15 protein-coding genes are annotated in these 18,227 nt (G+C 68.6%); 1 reads left to right on the forward strand and 14 read right to left on the reverse strand.

Annotated features, from left to right (window positions below; translation table 11 throughout):
* The first annotated feature begins 68 nt into the window (after nt 1–68).
* Nucleotides 69–527, forward strand: coding sequence for a CopD family protein (locus AC1G9L_RS08075; RefSeq protein ID WP_019801793.1), 459 nt, complete (start codon nt 69–71; stop codon nt 525–527).
* Between the two features lie 152 nt (nt 528–679).
* On the opposite strand, the gene AC1G9L_RS08080 is transcribed toward AC1G9L_RS08075, so the two are convergent.
* From AC1G9L_RS08080 to frr, 14 genes are all read right to left on the reverse strand, one after another.
* Entirely contained in the window at nt 680–1,639 is a 960-nt protein-coding gene (locus AC1G9L_RS08080) for an acetyl-CoA carboxylase carboxyltransferase subunit alpha (protein WP_019801792.1), read from the reverse strand.
* Nucleotides 1,640–1,719: 80 nt separating this feature from the next.
* Nucleotides 1,720–2,583: a hypothetical protein gene (locus tag AC1G9L_RS08085; RefSeq protein ID WP_481070635.1), complete on the reverse strand. Its 864-nt coding sequence runs from the start codon at nt 2,581–2,583 to the stop codon at nt 1,720–1,722.
* 56 nt (nt 2,584–2,639) lie between these two features.
* Nucleotides 2,640–6,230 (reverse strand): DNA polymerase III subunit alpha, encoded by a 3,591-nt coding sequence (gene dnaE, locus AC1G9L_RS08090; protein ID WP_019801790.1) that lies wholly within the window; start codon nt 6,228–6,230, stop codon nt 2,640–2,642.
* A gap of 159 nt (nt 6,231–6,389) precedes the next feature.
* Nucleotides 6,390–7,085: a ribonuclease HII gene (locus tag AC1G9L_RS08095; RefSeq protein ID WP_481070636.1), complete on the reverse strand. Its 696-nt coding sequence runs from the start codon at nt 7,083–7,085 to the stop codon at nt 6,390–6,392.
* Nucleotides 7,082–8,365, reverse strand: a complete 1,284-nt coding sequence (gene lpxB / locus AC1G9L_RS08100; RefSeq protein WP_481070637.1) for a lipid-A-disaccharide synthase — start codon at nt 8,363–8,365, stop codon at nt 7,082–7,084. Before lpxB ends, AC1G9L_RS08095 begins: the two co-directional genes overlap by 4 nt.
* A gap of 23 nt (nt 8,366–8,388) precedes the next feature.
* Nucleotides 8,389–9,180 carry an acyl-ACP--UDP-N-acetylglucosamine O-acyltransferase gene (gene lpxA, locus AC1G9L_RS08105; RefSeq protein ID WP_010344049.1) on the reverse strand — a complete coding sequence of 264 codons (792 nt, stop codon included), beginning with the start codon at nt 9,178–9,180 and terminating at the stop codon, nt 8,389–8,391.
* 19 nt (nt 9,181–9,199) lie between these two features.
* Entirely contained in the window at nt 9,200–9,670 is a 471-nt protein-coding gene (fabZ, locus tag AC1G9L_RS08110) for a 3-hydroxyacyl-ACP dehydratase FabZ (RefSeq protein WP_010344048.1), read from the reverse strand.
* On the reverse strand, nt 9,667–10,689 hold the full coding sequence (gene lpxD / locus AC1G9L_RS08115; RefSeq protein WP_019799239.1) for a UDP-3-O-(3-hydroxymyristoyl)glucosamine N-acyltransferase: 1,023 nt from the start codon (nt 10,687–10,689) through the stop codon (nt 9,667–9,669). The genes fabZ and lpxD overlap by 4 nt, the downstream gene beginning before the upstream one ends.
* A 256-nt stretch (nt 10,690–10,945) precedes the next feature.
* Complete coding sequence (bamA, locus tag AC1G9L_RS08120; protein ID WP_019799238.1) at nt 10,946–13,366, reverse strand: outer membrane protein assembly factor BamA; 2,421 nt, start codon at nt 13,364–13,366, stop codon at nt 10,946–10,948.
* 80 nt (nt 13,367–13,446) lie between these two features.
* On the reverse strand, nt 13,447–14,805 hold the full coding sequence (rseP, locus tag AC1G9L_RS08125) for an RIP metalloprotease RseP (RefSeq protein WP_481070638.1): 1,359 nt from the start codon (nt 14,803–14,805) through the stop codon (nt 13,447–13,449).
* A gap of 26 nt (nt 14,806–14,831) precedes the next feature.
* Nucleotides 14,832–16,037, reverse strand: a complete 1,206-nt coding sequence (gene dxr / locus AC1G9L_RS08130) for a 1-deoxy-D-xylulose-5-phosphate reductoisomerase (RefSeq protein WP_481070639.1) — start codon at nt 16,035–16,037, stop codon at nt 14,832–14,834.
* A 5-nt stretch (nt 16,038–16,042) separates the two neighbouring features.
* The gene (locus AC1G9L_RS08135) at nt 16,043–16,867 is read right to left on the reverse strand and encodes a phosphatidate cytidylyltransferase (protein WP_010344043.1); all 825 of its coding nucleotides are present in this window, start codon (nt 16,865–16,867) and stop codon (nt 16,043–16,045) included.
* Nucleotides 16,864–17,604, reverse strand: coding sequence for a polyprenyl diphosphate synthase (gene uppS, locus AC1G9L_RS08140; protein ID WP_209244278.1), 741 nt, complete (start codon nt 17,602–17,604; stop codon nt 16,864–16,866). The genes AC1G9L_RS08135 and uppS overlap by 4 nt, the downstream gene beginning before the upstream one ends.
* Nucleotides 17,605–17,642: 38 nt before the next feature.
* Nucleotides 17,643–18,200, reverse strand: a complete 558-nt coding sequence (frr, locus tag AC1G9L_RS08145) for a ribosome recycling factor (protein WP_010344041.1) — start codon at nt 18,198–18,200, stop codon at nt 17,643–17,645.
* Between the last annotated feature and the right edge of the window lie 27 nt (nt 18,201–18,227).

Consider the following 18,227-nt stretch of genomic DNA (forward strand, 5'->3'; position numbering starts at 1 on the left):
CCGTGCGGGCGCCGGACGAATCGGCGAAAATGGCCGCACATCCTACGCCAGCGACCCGGAGCCAGCGCATGCAACTCTACCTGTGGATCAAGTCCCTGCATCTGCTGTTCGTGATCGCATGGATGGCGGCGGTGTTCTACCTGCCGCGGATCCTGGTCAACATCGCCGAGAGCGCGGGCCAACCGCAGGTGCAGGAGCGTCTGGCGCTGATGGGGCGGCGCCTGTACCGCTTCGGCCACAGCATGTTCGGCCTGGCGCTGCTGCTGGGGCTGACCCTGTGGCTGGGCTACAAGGTGCTGCCGAACGCCATGCCGATGGTCGTTGCGCCCGGCCACAGCGGCTGGCTGCACGCCAAGCTCGGCCTGGTGGCGCTGATGCTGGCCTACTACATCTTCACCGGCCGCTGGCTCAAGCGTGTCGGCCAGCCGCAGGCCCTGCCGTCCTCGCGCGCCCTGCGCCTGTTCAACGAGGTGCCGGTGCTGGCGCTGCTGGTGGTGATCTGGTTGGTGTTGGCGAAGCCGTTTTGAGCGGGGATTGGGGATTCGGGATTCGGGATTCGCAAGAGCGGGGTCTTCCAGCCTGATATTGATCGCGGCTACCCATAACACTTCGGCGCCGGGAACGGGCTTTTACGAATCCCCAATCCCGACTCCCCAATCCCGAGGCGCCGACCGGCGCCTCACGCCGTCTCGTACGCGCCGTAGCTGCGCAGACGCGCGTAGCGCTTCTCCAGCAGTTGCGCGATCGGCTGCTGTTCCAGGGCGTGCAGTTCGTTGAGCAGGACCGCCTTCAGGCGCTTGGCCATCTGCGTGGGGTTGCGGTGGGCGCCGCCGATCGGTTCGCGGATCACCTTGTCGACCAGGCCCAGCGCGGACAGGCGCTTGGCGGTCAGGCCGAGTTGTTCGGCGGCGTCCTTGGCCTTGGAGGCGTCCTTCCACAGGATCGAGGCGCAGCCTTCCGGCGAGATCACCGAATAGGTGCCGTATTCCAGCATCAGGGTGCGGTCGCCCACGCCGATCGCCAGCGCGCCGCCGGAGCCGCCTTCGCCGATCACGGTGCAGATCACCGGCACCTTCAGTTCGGCCATTTCCAGCAGGTTGCGCGCGATCGCCTCGCTCTGGCCGCGCTCCTCGGCGCCGATGCCGGGGTAGGCGCCGGGGGTGTCGATGAAGGTCAGCAGCGGCAGCTTGAAGCGCTCGGCCAGCTTCATCAGGCGCAGCGCCTTGCGGTAGCCCTCCGGGCGCGGCATGCCGAAATTGCGCGCGATCTTGCTCTTGGTGTCGCGGCCCTTCTGGTGGCCGATGATCACCACCGCGCGGCCGTCGATGCGGCCCAGGCCGCCGACGATGGCCTTGTCGTCGGCGAACGCGCGGTCGCCGGCAAGCTCCTGGAACTCGTCGCAGAACACGTTGATGTAGTCCAGCGTGTACGGGCGCTGCGGATGCCGCGCCAACTGCGAGATCTGCCACGAGGACAGGTCGCGGAAGATCTGTGCCGTGCGCACCCGCAGCTTGTCTTCCAGCGCGCTGACCTCGGCATCGACGTTGACCGCCGGACCGGTGCTGGCGTTGCGCAGTTCCTGGATCTTGGCTTCCAGATCGGCGATGGGTTGCTCGAAGTCGAGGTAGTTCGGGTTCATTGGAAGCCGTGGAGAACGTGAAGTGGGGAGTTTAGCCGAATGCCGCGTGGCGGCCCGTACGCGGCCGTCCGGTACCCGGCTCAGGGGCCGGTCACCAGCGCAGGGCTGTTCATGATCTGGTGCATGCCCTCGACGAAGGCGTTGACGCGTTTGTTGTCGTCCACCGACAGGCCGCTGAACAGGCGCGCGGTGGCATGGGTGAAGTCGATCTGCGTGGACACGTAGGTCTTGCGCAGGCGCTGTTGCTCCGCCGGATTGGTCGCGTGCAGGTAGGCGTTGGCCAGCGCACGCAGCGGCCGGGCGTGCGCCTCCATCACTGGCGGCAAGGCCGGCAGGCGTTCGGCCGCGGGCGTGACCCGGCGCTGCGGCGGCTGCCAATCGCGCGGCTGATGCGCTGCGACATAGCCAGGGGCATCGTGGCTGCTCTCGACGTAGGCGACGAAGTCGTCGGGCGCGAAAATCTTGCGCATGCGCCTGCCGCCGCTGCTGTCGACTGCGCCGACGGCGTTCTCGGGGAATGGGGTATGCACGTCGAAGTCCCAGTCCTTGACGATGAACAGGTCGTGGACTTGCCCGTAGCGGCCTTTCAGTGCCACGCCCCGCACCTCGACGACCCCTTCGCCCTGAAACTCGCGCGGACGTGCGGTGCTGGTCCAGTAGATCTCGTCGATCCAGTAGTAATCCGACAGGGTGGGATTGACCAGGGCACCGTCGTGATCGGCGTAGACGATGAAGGGGACGCGGCCGAGTTGTGCGGTCTGCAGGGTGTGCGCGCCCGGCGCCAGTTCCAGGGCCAGTTCGGCATGTGCCGGGATGCTGTGCGACTGTCCATCGACCTGGATCGGCAGCGCCTGCCCGGTCGGATTGTCGAAGCGGAAGGTTTGCGGACCCTTGCCGCAGGCGGTCAACAACAAAATGCAGCAGGACAGGAGCAAAAAGCGCACGCGGATATCCAGAACGGAAGGAAAAAACAGAGAGTCGATTCGGTTTGCAGCGAGGGTCAGTTCGCCCACGGCGGGCTGTACTTGACCTTCACCGCGCGCACTGCCGGGTCGCCGCGCAGGGCGTCCAGCAGTTGCGGATCCACGCGCACCGAATGGCTGCCGTTGAGGTCGAGCATGCCGGCGATGCCACCCTCCGCCGACTGCAGCAGCAGGTCCAGGCGCAGGGGGGTCTTGCCCGGGCGGTGGCGGGCGAGCAGGCCGTCGATGCGCGGCCAGGCGCTGCGCTGGCGCAGGTCCAGGCGCAGCGACAGGCGCTGCGCGTGGTGCGTGCAGATCTGCTCGTAGTCCCAGCACTGGCGGATGCGCATCGCGTAGCCGCCGTTGAATTCGTCCTCGCGCACGCCGCCCTTGACGATCAGGATGCGGTCGCGGGTCAGCAGGTGGCCGAACTCGGCGATGGCGTCGGAGAACGCGCTGCACTCGATGCGGCCGCGGCCGTCCTCCAGTTGCACGAACACCTGGCTGTCGCCCTTGCGGCGCACGCCGACCACCTGGCCGGCGAGGATCGCGCTGACCTCCGGGCGCCAGGCGCGCTTCTCGCCATCGCCACCACCACCGCGGCCGCCGCCGGATTGCGCGCAGATCTTCTCCAGTGCGCTCAGGTCGCAGCCGACCAGCTCGCGCACTTCGTCGCGGTACGGATCGAACGGATGGCCGCTGAGGTAGAAGCCCAGCGTCTCGCGCTCGCCGGCCAGCAACTGGCCTAGCGGCCATTCCTTGCTCTCCGGCAGGTCCAGGCGCAGCGCCGGGGCGCTGGTGTCGGCGCCGCCGAACAGCGAGTTCTGCCCGGAGGCGCGCTCGCGCGCCATCTGCTCGGTGGCCTTCATTACCTCCGGCAACTGCAGCATCAGCGTGGCGCGGTTGCTGCCCAGCCCGTCCATCGCGCCGGCGTTGATCATCGCTTCCAGCGTGCGCTTGTTGAGCTTGGCCGATTCGACGCGGGTGCAGAAATCCAGCAGCGAGGCGTATTCGCCGCCACGCTCGCGCTCGGCCACGATCGCCTCGCAGGCGCCGCGGCCCACGCCCTTGATCGCACCCAGGCCGTACTGGATGGTGTCCGGGGTGGCCGCTTCGAACATGTACGCCGAGGCGTTGATACGCGGCGGCAGCACGGTCAGGCCGAGGTTGCGCACCTCGTCGAGGAAGCCGACGACCTTGTCGGTGTTGTCCATGTCCGAGGACAGCGTGGCCGCCATGAACTCGGCCGGGTAGTGGCGTTTCAGCCACGCGGTCTGGTAGCTGACCAGCGCGTAGGCGGCGGCGTGCGACTTGTTGAAGCCGTAGCCGGCGAACTTCTCCATCAGGTCGAAGATTTCGTCGGCCTTGGCCTCGCCGACGCCGCCCTTGGCCGCGCCCTCGCGGAAGATCTCGCGGTGCTTGGCCATTTCCGCCGGCACCTTCTTGCCCATCGCGCGGCGCAGCAGGTCGGCGCCGCCCAGCGAGTAGCCGCCGACGATCTGCGCCATCTGCATCACCTGCTCCTGGTACACCATGATGCCGTAGGTGTCCTTCAGGATCGCTTCGGTGCGCGGATCGGGATAGACGATCTCCTCCTGGCCGTGCTTGCGCGCGTTGAACGAGGGGATCAGGTCCATCGGGCCGGGGCGGTACAGCGACACCAGCGCGATGAGGTCCTCGAAGCGGTCGGGGCGGGCGTCCTTCAGCAGCCGGCGCATGCCCGAGGATTCGAACTGGAACACCGCGCCGGTGTTGCCCGAGGCGAAGATGCCCTTGTAGGTCGGCGCGTCGTCGAGCGGGATCGCGGCGATCTCCACCGGCGGGACGCCGGCGCGCGCGTGGCGCACGTTGATCGCCTTCACCGCCCAGTCGATGATGGTCAGGGTGCGCAGGCCGAGGAAGTCGAACTTGACCAGGCCGACCTGCTCGACGTCGTCCTTGTCGAACTGGGTGACCGGGTTCTTGCCGAAGTTGTCGACGTCGTGTTCGGCGAACAGCGGGCAGAAGTCGGACAGCGGCGTCGGCGCGATCACCACGCCGCCGGCGTGCTTGCCGGCGTTGCGGGTCAGGTCCTCGAGCTGCCGCGCCAGGTCCATCAGGTCGCGGACGTCGTCCTCGGCCTGGTAGCGCTGGATCAGCTCCGGCGAGGCCATCTCGCTGTCCTTGCCTTCGCCCATCGCATCCTTCAGCGTGATGCCGAGGATGTTGGGGATCAGCTTGGCGACGCCGTCGACCAGGCCGTACGGGAAGCCGAGTACGCGGCCGCAGTCGCGCACCACCGCCTTGGCCGCCATGGTGCCGTAGGTGATGATCTGGCTGACCCGGTCGCGGCCGTACTTGCGCGCCACATAGTCGATCACCTCGTCGCGGCGATCCATGCAGAAGTCGATGTCGAAGTCGGGCATCGACACGCGTTCCGGATTGAGGAAGCGCTCGAACAGCAGGTTGTACGGCAGCGGATCCAGGTCGGTGATCTGCAGCGCCCACGCCACCAGCGAGCCGGCACCGGAGCCGCGGCCCGGGCCGATCGGGATGCCCTGGTTCTTGCCCCACTGGATGAAGTCGGCCACGATCAGGAAGTAGCCGGGGAAGCCCATCTTGATGATGGTGTCCAGCTCGAACTCGAGCCGGTCCACGTAGTCCTGGCGGGTCTTGCCGGGCGCCAGCGGATTCTTTTCCAGGCGCGCGGCCAGGCCGTCGCGCGACTGGCTGCGGATCCAGCTGTCCAGTGTCTCGTCGTCGGGCACCGGGTAGGCGGGCAGGAAGTAGGTGCCCAGCTGCATCTCGATGTTGCAGCGTTGCGCCAGCGCCAGGGTGTTGTCGATCGCGTCGGGGATGTCGGCGAACAGCGCGGCCATCTCTTCGGCCGACTTGAGATATTGCTGGTCGCTGTAGTCGCGCGGGCGCTTGGGGTCGTCGAGCACGCGGCCGGAGGAGATGCACACGCGCGCCTCGTGCGCGGCGAAATCGCTGGCGTACAGGAAGCGCACGTCGTTGCTGGCGATCACCGGCAGGCCGCGGGTGCCGGCGGCGTGCAGGGCGAACTGGTTGAACGCCTCCTCGCCGTCGCGGCCGGTGCGGGTCAGTTCCAGATGCAGGCCATCGCCGAAGATGCGCTGCCAGTCGGCCAGTTGCTGCTCGGCCAGGTCGTGGCGGCCTTCGCTGGCCAGGCGCCCGGCCAGGCTCTCGCGGCCGGCCAGCGCGAACAGGTTGTCGCTGCCGGTCTGCAGCCATTCCGGGCGCAGCGCCACGCCGCCTTCGCTGCGGTGGCCTTCCAGCCAGGCGCGGGTCAGCAGCCGCGACAGGCTGAGGTAGCCGTCGCGATTGCGGCACAGCACGGTCAGCCGCCACGGCGCCTGGGTGCCGTCGGCGATCAGCAGGTCGGCGCCGGCGATCGGCTTGATGCCCACGCCCTCGGCGGCCTTGTAGAACTTGACCAGCGCGAACAGGTTGTTGAGGTCGGTGACCGCCAGCGCGGGCAGCTCCAGCTCCACCGCGCGGCTGAGCAGGTTGGCCTGCTTGGCTTTCTTCGGGTCAGCCTGATCCGGTTTCTCGGGCACACGGATGGTCGAATCCGCCAGCGAGAACTCGGTGTGGATGTGCAGATGGGCGAAGCGGGAAGTGGACATGCGGAACCAGAGCGATGCCCGGGCAGGGTAGCGGCGGGGGGCGAGCCGGGCAAGGCTTGACAGGTGAGGGCGGGGATTCGGGAGTCGGGATTGGGGATTCGTTGCGGTCTCACTGGGCGTTGAGTGCGCGTGATCTCCCGCCTATCCGCGTTGAACGTCCTACGCGAGCTGCAGCGACTCCAGCGAATCCCCGATCTCCACGGCCGGCTCCCGGCCCGCCAGGGCCATCCTGACCGGCGCGAAGCTGCGCCGGTGGTGGATGCAGGGGCCGTGCGCGGCCAGTGCCGCCAGATGCGCCGGGGTGGCGTAGCCCTTGTGCAGGTCGAAGCCGTAGTGCGGGTGTTCGTCGTGCAGGCGTTGCATGATCCGGTCGCGAGTGACCTTGGCCACGATCGAGGCGGCCATGATCGCGCGGTCGCGAGCGTCGCCGCCGACCAGGGCCTCGGCGGCGCAGGGCAGGCCCTTGGGCACGCGGTTGCCGTCGATGCGGGCGAAGCCGGCCACGTGGGCCACGCCCTCGACCGCACGGCGCATGCCCAGCATGGTCGCCTGGTAGATGTTCAGCCGATCGATCTCCTCGGCCTCGATCAGCACCACCTGCCAGGCCAGCGCCCGCTCGACGATGCGCGCGTACAGCGTTTCGCGGCGCGCCGCGGTCAGCTGCTTGGAATCGTCCAACCCATTGATACGGGGACGCGCCGGATCGAACACCACCGCCGCCACCGCCACCGGCCCGGCCAGCGGACCGCGCCCGGCTTCGTCGACGCCGGCGTAGAGCCGGGAATCGGGAGTGGGGAATGGGGAATGGGACAAAAGCGACTGCTGCGGCGACGGCGGGGAAAGGGAGCGCTTCATGCCGTTGCTCCTGACGAATCCCGAATCCCCACTCCCGAATCCCGGCTCCCAAGCAATTCGAGCACCGCATCGGCCGCCCGCGCCGAGGCGTCCTGGCGCAGCAGCAGGTGCAGGCGTTCGTACTCGGGCTGCAGCGCCGCCACCGCCTGCGGGTTGCGCAGCCAGTGCAGCAGCGCGGCGGCCAGGGCGTCGGGGGTGCAGGCGTCCTGCATCAGTTCCGGCGCCAGGTCGTGGCCGGCCAGGATGTTGGGCAGGGCGTAGCGGTCGACCTTCAGCAGGCCCAGCGCCTTGACGATGCGGTAGGTGAGCGGGGCGACCTTGTAGCCGACCACCATCGGCCGCTTCACCAGCATGGCTTCCAGGGTCGCGGTGCCGGAGGCCAGCAGCACCGCGTCGGCGGCGAGCAGCGCGGCGCGCGCGTGGCCGTCCAGCACCTGGGTGGCGGCCGGCGGCAAGGCCGAACGCGCGAGTTGCTCGGCGATCAGCGCCTTGCACGCGGCATTGGCGGCCGGCACCAGCACGCGCGCATGGGGAAGCTGCTGCAGCACCTGCGCGGCGGCGGCGAAGAAGGTGTCGCCGAGCTTGCCGATCTCGCCCAGGCGGCTGCCCGGCAACACCGCCAGCACCGGCACGTCGGCGGCCACGCCCATGGCCGCACGCGCCGCGCCGCGGTCTTCGTGCAACGCGATCGCATCGGCCATGGGGTGGCCGACGAAGCGCGCGTCCACGCCGTGCCTGGCGTAGATCGGCGGCTCCATCGGGAACAGGCACAGCACCCGGTCGGCGCTGGCGCCGATCTTGGCCGCGCGCTGCTCGCGCCAGGCCCACACCGACGGGCTGACGTAATGTACGGTGCGCAGCCCGCGCTGCTTCAGCCAGCGCTCCACGCCGAGATTGAAATCGGGGGCGTCGATGCCGACGAACACGTCCGGCTGCCAGGCCAGCAGCCGCTCGCGCAGCGCGCGGCGCAGCTTCAGCAGGCGCGGCAGGTGCCGCAGCACTTCCAGCAGACCCATCACCGCCAGCTCGCTGGCGTCGAACCAGGTCTGGCACCCGGCCTGGCGCATCGCCTCGCCCCCGACCCCGGCGAACTCCGCGTCGGGATAGCGCGCGCGCAACGCCTCGATCAGCCCCGCGCCCAGCAGGTCGCCGGAGGCCTCGCCAGCGACGAGGGCGATGCGCAGCTTCGCTGCGCGTGGAATGGGGAATGGGGAATGGGGAATGGTTGAAGCAACAGCGGAGCCGAGGCCGGGCGGGCGACCGCTCTTCCCATTCCCCATTCCCGATTCCCCATTCCCGGCCGTCATCGCAACAACGGCCGCTCGCTGGATTCGATGAATTCCAGCATCGCACGCACGTCCTCGCTGCCTTCGGCCAGCACCGCCAACTGGTGCTTGGCTTCGGCCAGCGGCAGGCCGGCCACGTACAGCGCGCGGTAGGCGCGCTTGATCGCGGCCACGCGTTCGGGATCGAAGCCGCGGCGCTTGAGTCCTTCGCTGTTGATGCCGCGTGGGCGCCCCAGCGAATTGCCGCCGACCATGGTGAACGGCGGCACGTCGCCGTTGATCAGCGCGCCCATGCCGAGGAAGGCGTGATCGCCGATGCGGCAGAACTGATGCGCGCCGGCGAAGCCGCTGATGATGACGTGGTCGCCCACTTCCACATGCCCGGCCAGGGTGGTGTTGTTGGAGAACACGCAGTGGTTGCCGACGATGCAGTCGTGGGCGACGTGGGTGTAGGCGAGGAACCAGTTGTCGCTGCCCACGCGGGTGATGCCGCCGCCGCTGCCGGTGCCGCGGCTGACGGTGACGAACTCGCGGATCACGTTGCGGTCGCCGATCACCAGTTCGGTGCGTTCGCCGGCGAACTTCTTGTCCTGCGGGTCGCCGCCGAGCGCGACGTGGCCGACCAGGCGGTTGTCGCGGCCCAGCCGGGTCGGGCCGACGATGCTGCAATGCGAGCCGATCTCGCATCCTTCGCCGATCTCCACTTCGGCGCCGATCACGGTAAAGGCGCCGACGCGCACGTCGGCGGCGAGTGTTGCGCCGGGATCGATGATCGCGGAGGGGTGAATCAGGGGGGCATTGGCGCTCATCGCAGGTCTCCTGCCAGGGTCATTCGCGGGTGCCGGCGCACAGCACTTCGGCGCAGGCCACGACCTTGCCGTTGACCTTGGCCTCGCCGTAGTACACCGCCATGTTGCGGATCACCCGCTTGATCTCCACGTGCAGTTCCAGCACGTCGCCGGGCACCACCTGGCTGTTGAAGCGGGCATTGTCGACCTTGACCATGTAGAACAGCTTGGACTGCGCGTCGCGGCCCATCGCCAGTTGGGTCAGGATGCCGCCGGCCTGCGCCAGCGCCTCGATGATCAGCACGCCCGGCATGATCGGCTGGCCGGGGAAATGGCCCTGGAAGTACGGCTCGTTGATGCTGACGTTCTTGTGCGCGACGATCCGGCGGTTCTCGAAATCCAGCGAGACCACCTTGTCCACCAGCAGGAACGGGTAGCGGTGCGGGAGCAGTGCGCGGATCTGGTTGATGTCCGGCAGGGTGGCGTCCGGCAGGGGCTGATCGTGGCTCATTCCTTCTCCTTGCTGACAGACAGGATGCGACGGGCCAGGGCATCGAGCTGTTTGAAGCGCGCGGCGTTCTTGCGCCACGTGCGGTTGTCGGTCAATGGGGTGCCGGACGAGTACTCGCCCGGCTCGTGGATGGAGTTGCGTACGACCGACTTGCCGGTGACCACGACCTTGTCGCAGATCTCCAGGTGGCCGACCACGCCGACCGCGCCGCCGAGCATCACGTAGCGGCCGATCTTGGCGCTGCCGGCGATGCCGGTGCAGCCGGCGATGGCACTGTGCGCGCCGATGTGCACGTTGTGCGCGACCTGCACCAGGTTGTCCAGGCGCACGTCTTCTTCGAGGGTGGTGTCTTCCAGCGCGCCGCGGTCCACGCAGGTGTTGGCGCCGATCTCGCAATCGTCGCCGATGCGGACACCGCCCAGCTGCGGCACCTTGATCCAGCGGCCGGCGTCCATCGCCAGGCCGAAACCATCGGCGCCGAGCACCGCACCGGGATGCACGCGCACGCGCTGGCCCAGGCGCACCCGGGTGACCAGGGTGACGCGGGCGATCAGTTCGCTGCCGGCGCCGACCTGGCAGTCCTCGCCGATCACACAGCCGGGGCCGATCACGCAACCTTCGCCGACCACGCTGCGCGCGCCGATGCTGACGAACGCGCCGATGTGCGCGCTGGCTGCGACCTGCGCGCTGGGATCGATGCTGGCGCTGGGATGGATGCCGGGCGGCCGCAGCGGGGCCACGTCGAACAGTGCGGCAATCTTGGCGAAGGCGACATACGGGTCGCGCGCGATCAGCGCGGTGCCCGGCGCGGCCTCGGCGTCGTCGGCGCGCAGCACCACGATCGCCGCGGTGCTGTCGGCCAGTTGCGCGCGGTAGCGGGGATTAGCCAGGAAGCTGAGCTGTCCCGGGCCGGCCTGCGCCAGCGTGGCCACGCCATGCACCGCGACGCTGCCGTCGCCATGCACCTGCAGGCCGAAACGCTCGGCGATCTCGTCAGCGGTATAGGTCGAAGTATTCACCGGGAGATTCTACCGTGTGCCATCAACACGGTCATACGTACGCCCGCGTAGGGCGCGTGCGACGCGGCCGCGCAACACCAGCCCGAACAGGCCACGATCACCGATCAGAGACGATCAACCGACTGGAGCAAAGACCCCTTTTGTTAAAGGGGGCGCGCCGAAGGCGCGGGGATTAGGCAGGCCAAGCCCCAGCAGGTTTTCGCACCGCGAAAACCTGGCTGCCAGGGCGCAGCCCTGGCAGCGGGTGGGCAGTTCTTTAGAACTGCCCACCGAACGTGAACTGCAGACGCTCGATCTCGTCGTTGTCTTCCTTCTTCAGCGGAATCGCGTAGCTGATCGAGATCGGACCGACCGGCGCGCGCCACAGCAACGCGATACCGGTGGAGGCACGCAGCTGGTTGGACTTGAAGTTGTCCACGCCATTGAACACGTTGCCGACGTCCACGAACGCCGAAATGCGCGCCGACGGGCTGTCGAACAGCTTCGGGAAGTACATTTCCGCCGAGCCCACGGTCTTGAACGAGCCACCCAGCGGCTGGCCACGGCTGTACGAGGCGGTGGCCTCCGAGCGCGGGCCGAGGGTGTTGTCCTCGAAGCCGCGCACCGAGTTGGTGCCGCCGGCGTAGAAGTTCTCGTAGAACGGCAGGCCGGACGCCGTCACGCGGCGGACCAGGTTGGTGCCGTCGCAGGCCTGCGCCGTGTACACCGGCGTGCCGGAGCTGTTGGTGGTGGTGGTGCCGCAGATATCGCGCGACACGTCGCTGCCGTAGCTGTCGCCGTAGCCGAATTCGGCACGCGTATTGAGCACCAGTGCCGGCGAGATCGGCCAGTACTTGGAGATCTGGTAGTTGAGCTTCCAGTACTCCACGGTCGAGCCGGGCAGGGTGGCTTCCAGGCCGATGCGCTGGTACATGCCGCGGGTCGGCATGAAGTAGTCGTTGCGGGTGTCGCGGGCCCAGCCCAATTCGCTGCGCCAGGCGTGGAAGGTCTTGGTCCCCATCGCATCGATGTAGTTGATGATCGCCTGCGGGGTATAGCCGGGGTAGGTGGTGATCTGGTTGCTGTCGATGCCGAACATCAGCGAGACGCTGTCGGTCTCGGTGATCGGCACGCCGAAGATCACCTGCGCCGCGCCGTTGGTGCTGTTGTACTGCGCGGTGCCGAAGTCGGAGTAGTCCAGCTTGCGCCACGACAGGTTGTAGCCCAGCGACACGCCGTCGTCGGTGAAGAACGGGTTGGTGTAGGAGAACGCGTAGCGCTCCTGGTAGCTGCTGCGCGAGGCGTCCACCGCGACGCGGTTGCCGCCGCCGAGGAAGTTGTTCTGCGACAGCTGCACCGAGGTGGTGACGCCGTAGGTCTGCGAGTAGCCCAAGCCGAAGGTGAAGCTGCCCGAGGTGGTCTCCTTGACGTTGTAGACCACGTCGACCTTGTCGTTGCTGCCCGGCACCGGCGGCGTTTCCACGTCCACCGACTCGAAGTAGCCCAGGCGCTGCAGGCGGATCTTGGAACGGTCGATCGCCGCCTGCGAGTACCAGGTGTCCTCGAACTGGCGCATTTCGCGGCGCAGCACTTCGTCGGAGGTGCGGGTGTTGCCGCGGAACACGATGCGCCGCACCGACACGCGCGGACCCGGGGTCACCTGCAGGTTCACCGCCACCGTGCGCTTCTCGCGGTCGGTGGTCGGGATCGGGGTGACCTTGGCGAAGGCGTAGCCGATGTTGCTCAGGGTGTTGGTGATCGCGTCGGAGCTGTATTCCAGCAGCGCGCGCGAGAAGGTGTCGCCGGCCTTGGGGATCACCAGCTTCTCGATCTCTTCCTGCGGCAGGATGGTGTCGCCGGTGACCTTGATGTCGGAGATCTTGTACTGCTCGCCTTCGGTGATGCCGGCGGTCAGGTACATGTCGCGCTTGTCGGGGCTGATCGCGACCTGGGTGGAGTCGACGCTGAAGTCGACATAGCCGCGGTCCAGGTACCAGGAGTTGAGCTTCTCCAGGTCGCCGGAGAGCTTTTCCTTGGAGTACTGGTCGTCGCGGCGGTACCACGACAGCCAGTTGTGCTCGCGCGACTCCCAGTTCTCCAGGATGTCCTGGTTGAGGAACTTCTCGGTGCCGATCAGGTTGACGTGGCGGATCTTGGCCGCCTTGCCTTCCTTGATCGCGATGGCCACGTCGACGCGGTTGCGGTCCAGCGGGCTCACCGTCGGGGTGATCTCGACGTTGTACTTGCCGCGGTTGTTGTACTGGCGGGTCAGCTCCTGGGTCACCCGGTCCAGGCTCAGCCGGTCGAAGGTGCCGCCCTCGCTGAGGCCGATGTCGGACAGGCCCTTGAGCAGTTCCTCGCTCTTGATGTCCTTGTTGCCGGTGACGGTCAGCTTGTTGATCGCCGGACGTTCCTTGACCGTGACCACCAGGATGTTGCCCTGGCGGTCGACGCGCACGTCCTCGAAGAAGCCGGTGCGGTACAGCGCACGGATCGCCTCGGCGACCTTGGCCTCGTCCACGGTGTCGCCGCGCTCTACCGGCAGGTAGGTGAACACGGTGCCGGACGAAATGCGTTGCAGCCCGTCGACGCGGATGTCGCTGGCGGTGAAGGGCTCCGCTACCTGGGCCAGGGCCGGCAGGCTGAGGCTGGCGGCGAGGGCGAGGGCAAGCAGGCGGCGAGTGGGAAATCTCGTCATGTCACGTCCGGTAGAGGTCGATATCGTTGTTGCATGGGCGCCGGCGCAAGACGACAGCGGGTCGAGTGGATCGGCGCGGGTCATCGCAGGGCCTGCCCGAAGAGGTCGTTGTAGAACGCCAACCCCATCAGTCCTGCCAGCAACGTCAGGCCCACGAACTGCCCCGCCGCCATGGCGCGCTCGCTCAGCGGGCTGCCCTTGACCAACTCGATAAGGTAATACAGCAAGTGCCCGCCGTCCAAGATCGGGATCGGCAGCAGGTTCATGATCGCCAGGCTCAGCGACAGCAGCGCCAGGAAATTCAGAAATCCGTCCGGCCCTTCCTTGGCCGAGATGTTGGCGACCTTGGCGATGGTGATCGGGCCGGAGACGTTCTTCAGCGAGGCGTCGCCGGTCAGCATGCGGCGCAGGATGCCCAGGGTGTCGCCGGCCAGCCGGCCGGTCTCGCCGAAGGCCATCGGGATCGCCGCCAGCGGGCCGTAGCGCAGGGTGGCGTCGTAGGCGGGGCGGCGCTGCTCGCCGATGGCCACGCCCAGCTTCCAGCTCGGCGCGCCGGGGCCGGCGGCCTGCTTGAGATGGACTTCCAGCGCCAGCCGCTCGCCGTTGCGCTCGACCTCGATCAGGCCGTTGCCGCCCTCGCGGCCCAGCGCCTGCACCCGTGGCGCGACCTGGTCGGCGCTGGTGATCGGGCTGCCGTCCACCGCCAGCACGCGATCGCCGGGGCGCAGCACGCCGTCGGCGGCCGAGCCGGGGTCGACGTTGGCGATCACCGCCGGCTGCAGGGTGAAGCGCCAGGTCAGGCCGGCCAGCGCCGGCACCTGCCGCTCGTCGAAACCGACCGGCAGCTGCGACAGGCGCAGGGTCCGGGTATGGCTGGTGCCGTCCTGCGCGTCCTCGGTCTGCACCGGCACGTCCTCGCGGTCCATGGCGGCGACGGTCAGCTGCATGGCGGCCTCGCTCCAGGTCGCGACGTCGCGGTCGCCGACGCGGACGATGCGCTCGCCGGCCTGGAAGCCGGCCTGCTGCGCCAGGCCCTCGGCGCGGCCGACGATGGGCGCGTAGTCCTGCTTGCCGATGACGAACATCGCCCAAAGGAACGCAACGCACAGGATCAGGTTGGCGATGGGGCCGGCGGCGACGATGGCGATGCGCTGCCACACGCTCTTGTTGTTGAAGGCCTGCGCGCGCTCGGCCGGGTCGATCTCGGCCTCGCGTTCGTCGAGCATCTTCACGTAGCCGCCGAGCGGGATCGCGGCGATCGCGAACTCGGTGCCGTGGCGGTCATAGCGCGACCACAGCGGCTTGCCGAAGCCCACCGAGAAGCGCAGCACCTTGACCCCGCAGCGGCGGGCCACCCAGAAATGCCCGAACTCGTGGAACGTCACCAGGATGCCCAGGCTGACCAGCATCCACCAGATGGAGCCAACGAAATTACCCATGCGCGTGGCTCATGGCGGCGTGGGCATCAAGCATGGGCGAAGTGGCGGGCAATGGCGAGTTCGGTGATCTTGCGCGAGTGCGCATCCGCCGCCAGCAATGCGTCCAGGGAATCGGCCGCGACCGCAGGCAGCTCGGTCAGGGCGTTCTCGACCAGCGCAGGAATCGATAGGAAACCGATTCGGCCCTGAAGAAAGGCTGAAACAGCCACTTCATTGGCCGCATTCAGGATCGCCGGGGCGCTGCCGCCGGCCTGCATCGCGCGCCAGGCCAGGCCCAGGCAGGGAAACGCGTCCAGGTCCGGTGCCTCGAAGTCCAGCCGTCCCTGCGCCAGCAGGTCCAGCCCGGCGACCCCGGAAGCGATGCGCTCCGGCCAGCCCAGGCCCACCGCCAGGGTGGTGCGCATGTCCGGCAGGCCCATCTGTGCCAGGGTCGAACCGTCGATGAACTCGACCAGCGAGTGCACCAGGCTCTGCGGGTGCACCAGCACCTCGATGCGCTCGGGCGCCAGCGCGAACAGGTGGTGGGCCTCGATCACTTCCAGGCCCTTGTTCATCAACGTCGCCGAATCGACCGAGATCTTCGGCCCCATCGACCACTTCGGGTGCGCCACGGCCTGCGCCGGGGTCACCGCCTGCAGGCGTGCGCGGTCCCAGCCGCGGAACGGGCCGCCGGAGGCGGTCAGCAGCACGCGCCGCACCTCGGCGCCGGTCTGGCGCGAGCGCAGGCACTGGAAGATGGCGTTGTGCTCGCTGTCGATCGGGATGATCTCGGCGCCGGCCGCCGCGGCAGCGGCGGTGACCAGTTCGCCGGCCAGCACCAGCGCTTCCTTGTTGGCCAGCAGCAGACGCTTGCCGGCGCGGGCCGCGGCCAGGGTCGAGGCCAGGCCGGCGGCGCCGACGATGGCGGCGACCACGCTGTCGCAGGCGTCGCTGGCCACCAGTTGGTCCAGTGCGGCGTCGCCGGCATGCGCCTGGGTCGACAGCCCGGCCGCACGCAGGCCGTCGCGCAGCGCCGGGTACAGCGCAGGGTCGGCGATCACCGCATGCGCGGGGCGGTGCGCGGCGCACAGCGCCAGCAGCGCCTCGACGTTGCGCCCGGCCGCCAGCACGCCGGCGCGCAGGCGCTGCGGATGACGCGCGATCACGTCCAGCGCCGAGGCGCCGATCGAGCCGGTGGCGCCGAGCACCGCGATGGTGCGGACCGCCGGGTCCTTGCTGTGTTGCGTGTTCACTGGCCTCAGAACCCGAAGATGTCCTTGCCCAGCGCGAAGATCGGCAGCGCCGCCAGCACGCCGTCGATCCGGTCCAGCACGCCGCCGTGGCCGGGAATCACGTTGCCCGAGTCCTTGGCGCCGACATGGCGCTTGAGCAGGCTCTCGAACAGGTCGCCGACCACCGAGGCCAGCACGGTGACCGCGGCCACGATCAGCAGCCCGGGCAGGTGCGGCAGGGTCACCCCGGCCAGCCAGCCGAAGCCGGCGGCCACCAGCAGGCCGGCCAGCAAGCCGCCGACCAGTCCTTCCACGGTCTTGTTCGGGCTGACCCGCGGCGCCAGCTTGTGCTTGCCGAACTGGCGGCCGGCGAAATAGGCGCCGGAATCGGCGGCCCACACCGTCGCCAGGGCGGTCAGCAGCCAGCGGTGGCCGTTCGGCTCGCTGGCGTGGATCAGGCCCAGCGCGGCCCAGGCCGGCACGATCGCCAGAGTGCCGGCGGCGAGCTTGAACACCCGCGCGTAGGTGGCATGGTCGGAGCCGAAGCGGTAGAAGCCCAGCCACAGCAAGGCCACGCACCACCAGCCGGCGCCGATCAGGGTGGTCAGCTGGAACAGCACCAGCGAGCCGGCCGAGGCCCACACCAGCAGCACCATCAGCAGCAGGTTGAGCATCAGCAGGATGGTGCGCGGCAAGGTGTCGTCGACCTCGGCCAGCTTCAGCCATTCCCACAGGCCGATCAGGAAGATCAAGGCGGCCAGCGCGACCAGCCACTGGGTCGGCAGCAGCAGGATGGCGCAGATGGCCAGCGGGGCCATGATCAGCGCGGCGATGACGCGGGTACGGGTCATGCGGAAACGTTCTCCGTCGCCGCTTCGGCGACCTGCGCGCTGGTGAGGCCGAAACGCCGCTCGCGGCGGGCGTAGTCGTCCAGGGCTTGTTGCAGCACCTCGGGGCCGAACTCGGGCCAGAGGGTCTCGGTGAACCACAGTTCGGTGTAGGCCAGCTGCCACAGCAGGAAGTTGCTGATGCGCAGGTCGCCGCCGGTGCGGATGAACAGGTCCGGCGGCGGCAGGTCGGCCAGCGCCATGCGCGCTGACAGCGCGTCCTCGTCGATCTGCTCCGGGCGCAGGCGTCCGGCGGCGACGTCCTCGGCCAGCGCGCGCGCGGCCAGGGCGATGTCCTGGCGGCCGCCGTAGCTGGCGGCGATCGACAGGTGCAGGGCCTGGTTGTCGCGGGTGCGTGCCTCGGCCTGGGCCATGCGCTCGCACAGCGACGGCGCGAAGCGCGAGCGGTCGCCGATGAAGCGCACGCGCACGCCGCGCCGCTGCAGCTCGTCGACCTCGCGGTCGAGCGCGTGCAGGAACAGCTTCATCAACGCATCCACTTCCTCCTGCGGGCGCCCCCAGTTCTCGCTGGAAAAGGCGAACAGGGTCAGTGCGCCGATGCCGCGCTCCAGGCAGAAGTCGATGGTGCGGTTGACCGCACGCGCGCCGGCGCGGTGGCCGATCACGCGCGGCCGGCGGCGGCGCTGCGCCCAGCGGCCGTTGCCATCCATGATGATGGCCAGGTGGCGGGGCAGGGACATGGGGATGGGGTCGGAAGGCATGGCCGGCAGGCGCAGGCTCAGACCGCCATCAGTTCCTGTTCCTTGCCCTTGACCACGTCGTCCACGTCCTTGATCGCCTTGTCGGTCAGCTTCTGGATGTCGTCCTCGCTGGCGCGGGCCTCGTCCTCGGTGACCTTCTTGTCCTTCAGCAGATCCTTGACCTGCTGGTTGGCGTCGCGACGGATGTTGCGGATCGCGACCTTGGTGTCCTCGCCTTCGCCGTGCACGACCTTGGACAGCTCGCGGCGGCGCTCCTCGGTGAGCGCGGGCAGGTTGAGGCGGATGGTGGTGCCGGCGGTGTTCGGGGTCAGGCCCAGGTCCGAGGCCAGGATCGCCTTCTCGACCGCGCCGACCATCTGCTTTTCCCACGGGGTGATGGTCAGCGAGCGGGCGTCGGCGACGGCCACGCTGGCGACCTGGCTCAGCGGCATGTCCGAGCCGTAGTAGTTGACCTTCAGGTGCTCGACCAAGGCGGTCGACGCGCGGCCGGTGCGCACCTTGATGAGCGCATGACGCAGCGCGTCGATGCTCTTGGCCATGCGGGTCTGTGCGTCTTGCTTGATTTCGTTGAGCATCGCCGGTGTCCGTGCTGAATCTGAATC

The sequence above is a fragment of the Xanthomonas sp. NCPPB 1132 genome (assembly GCF_056629235.1).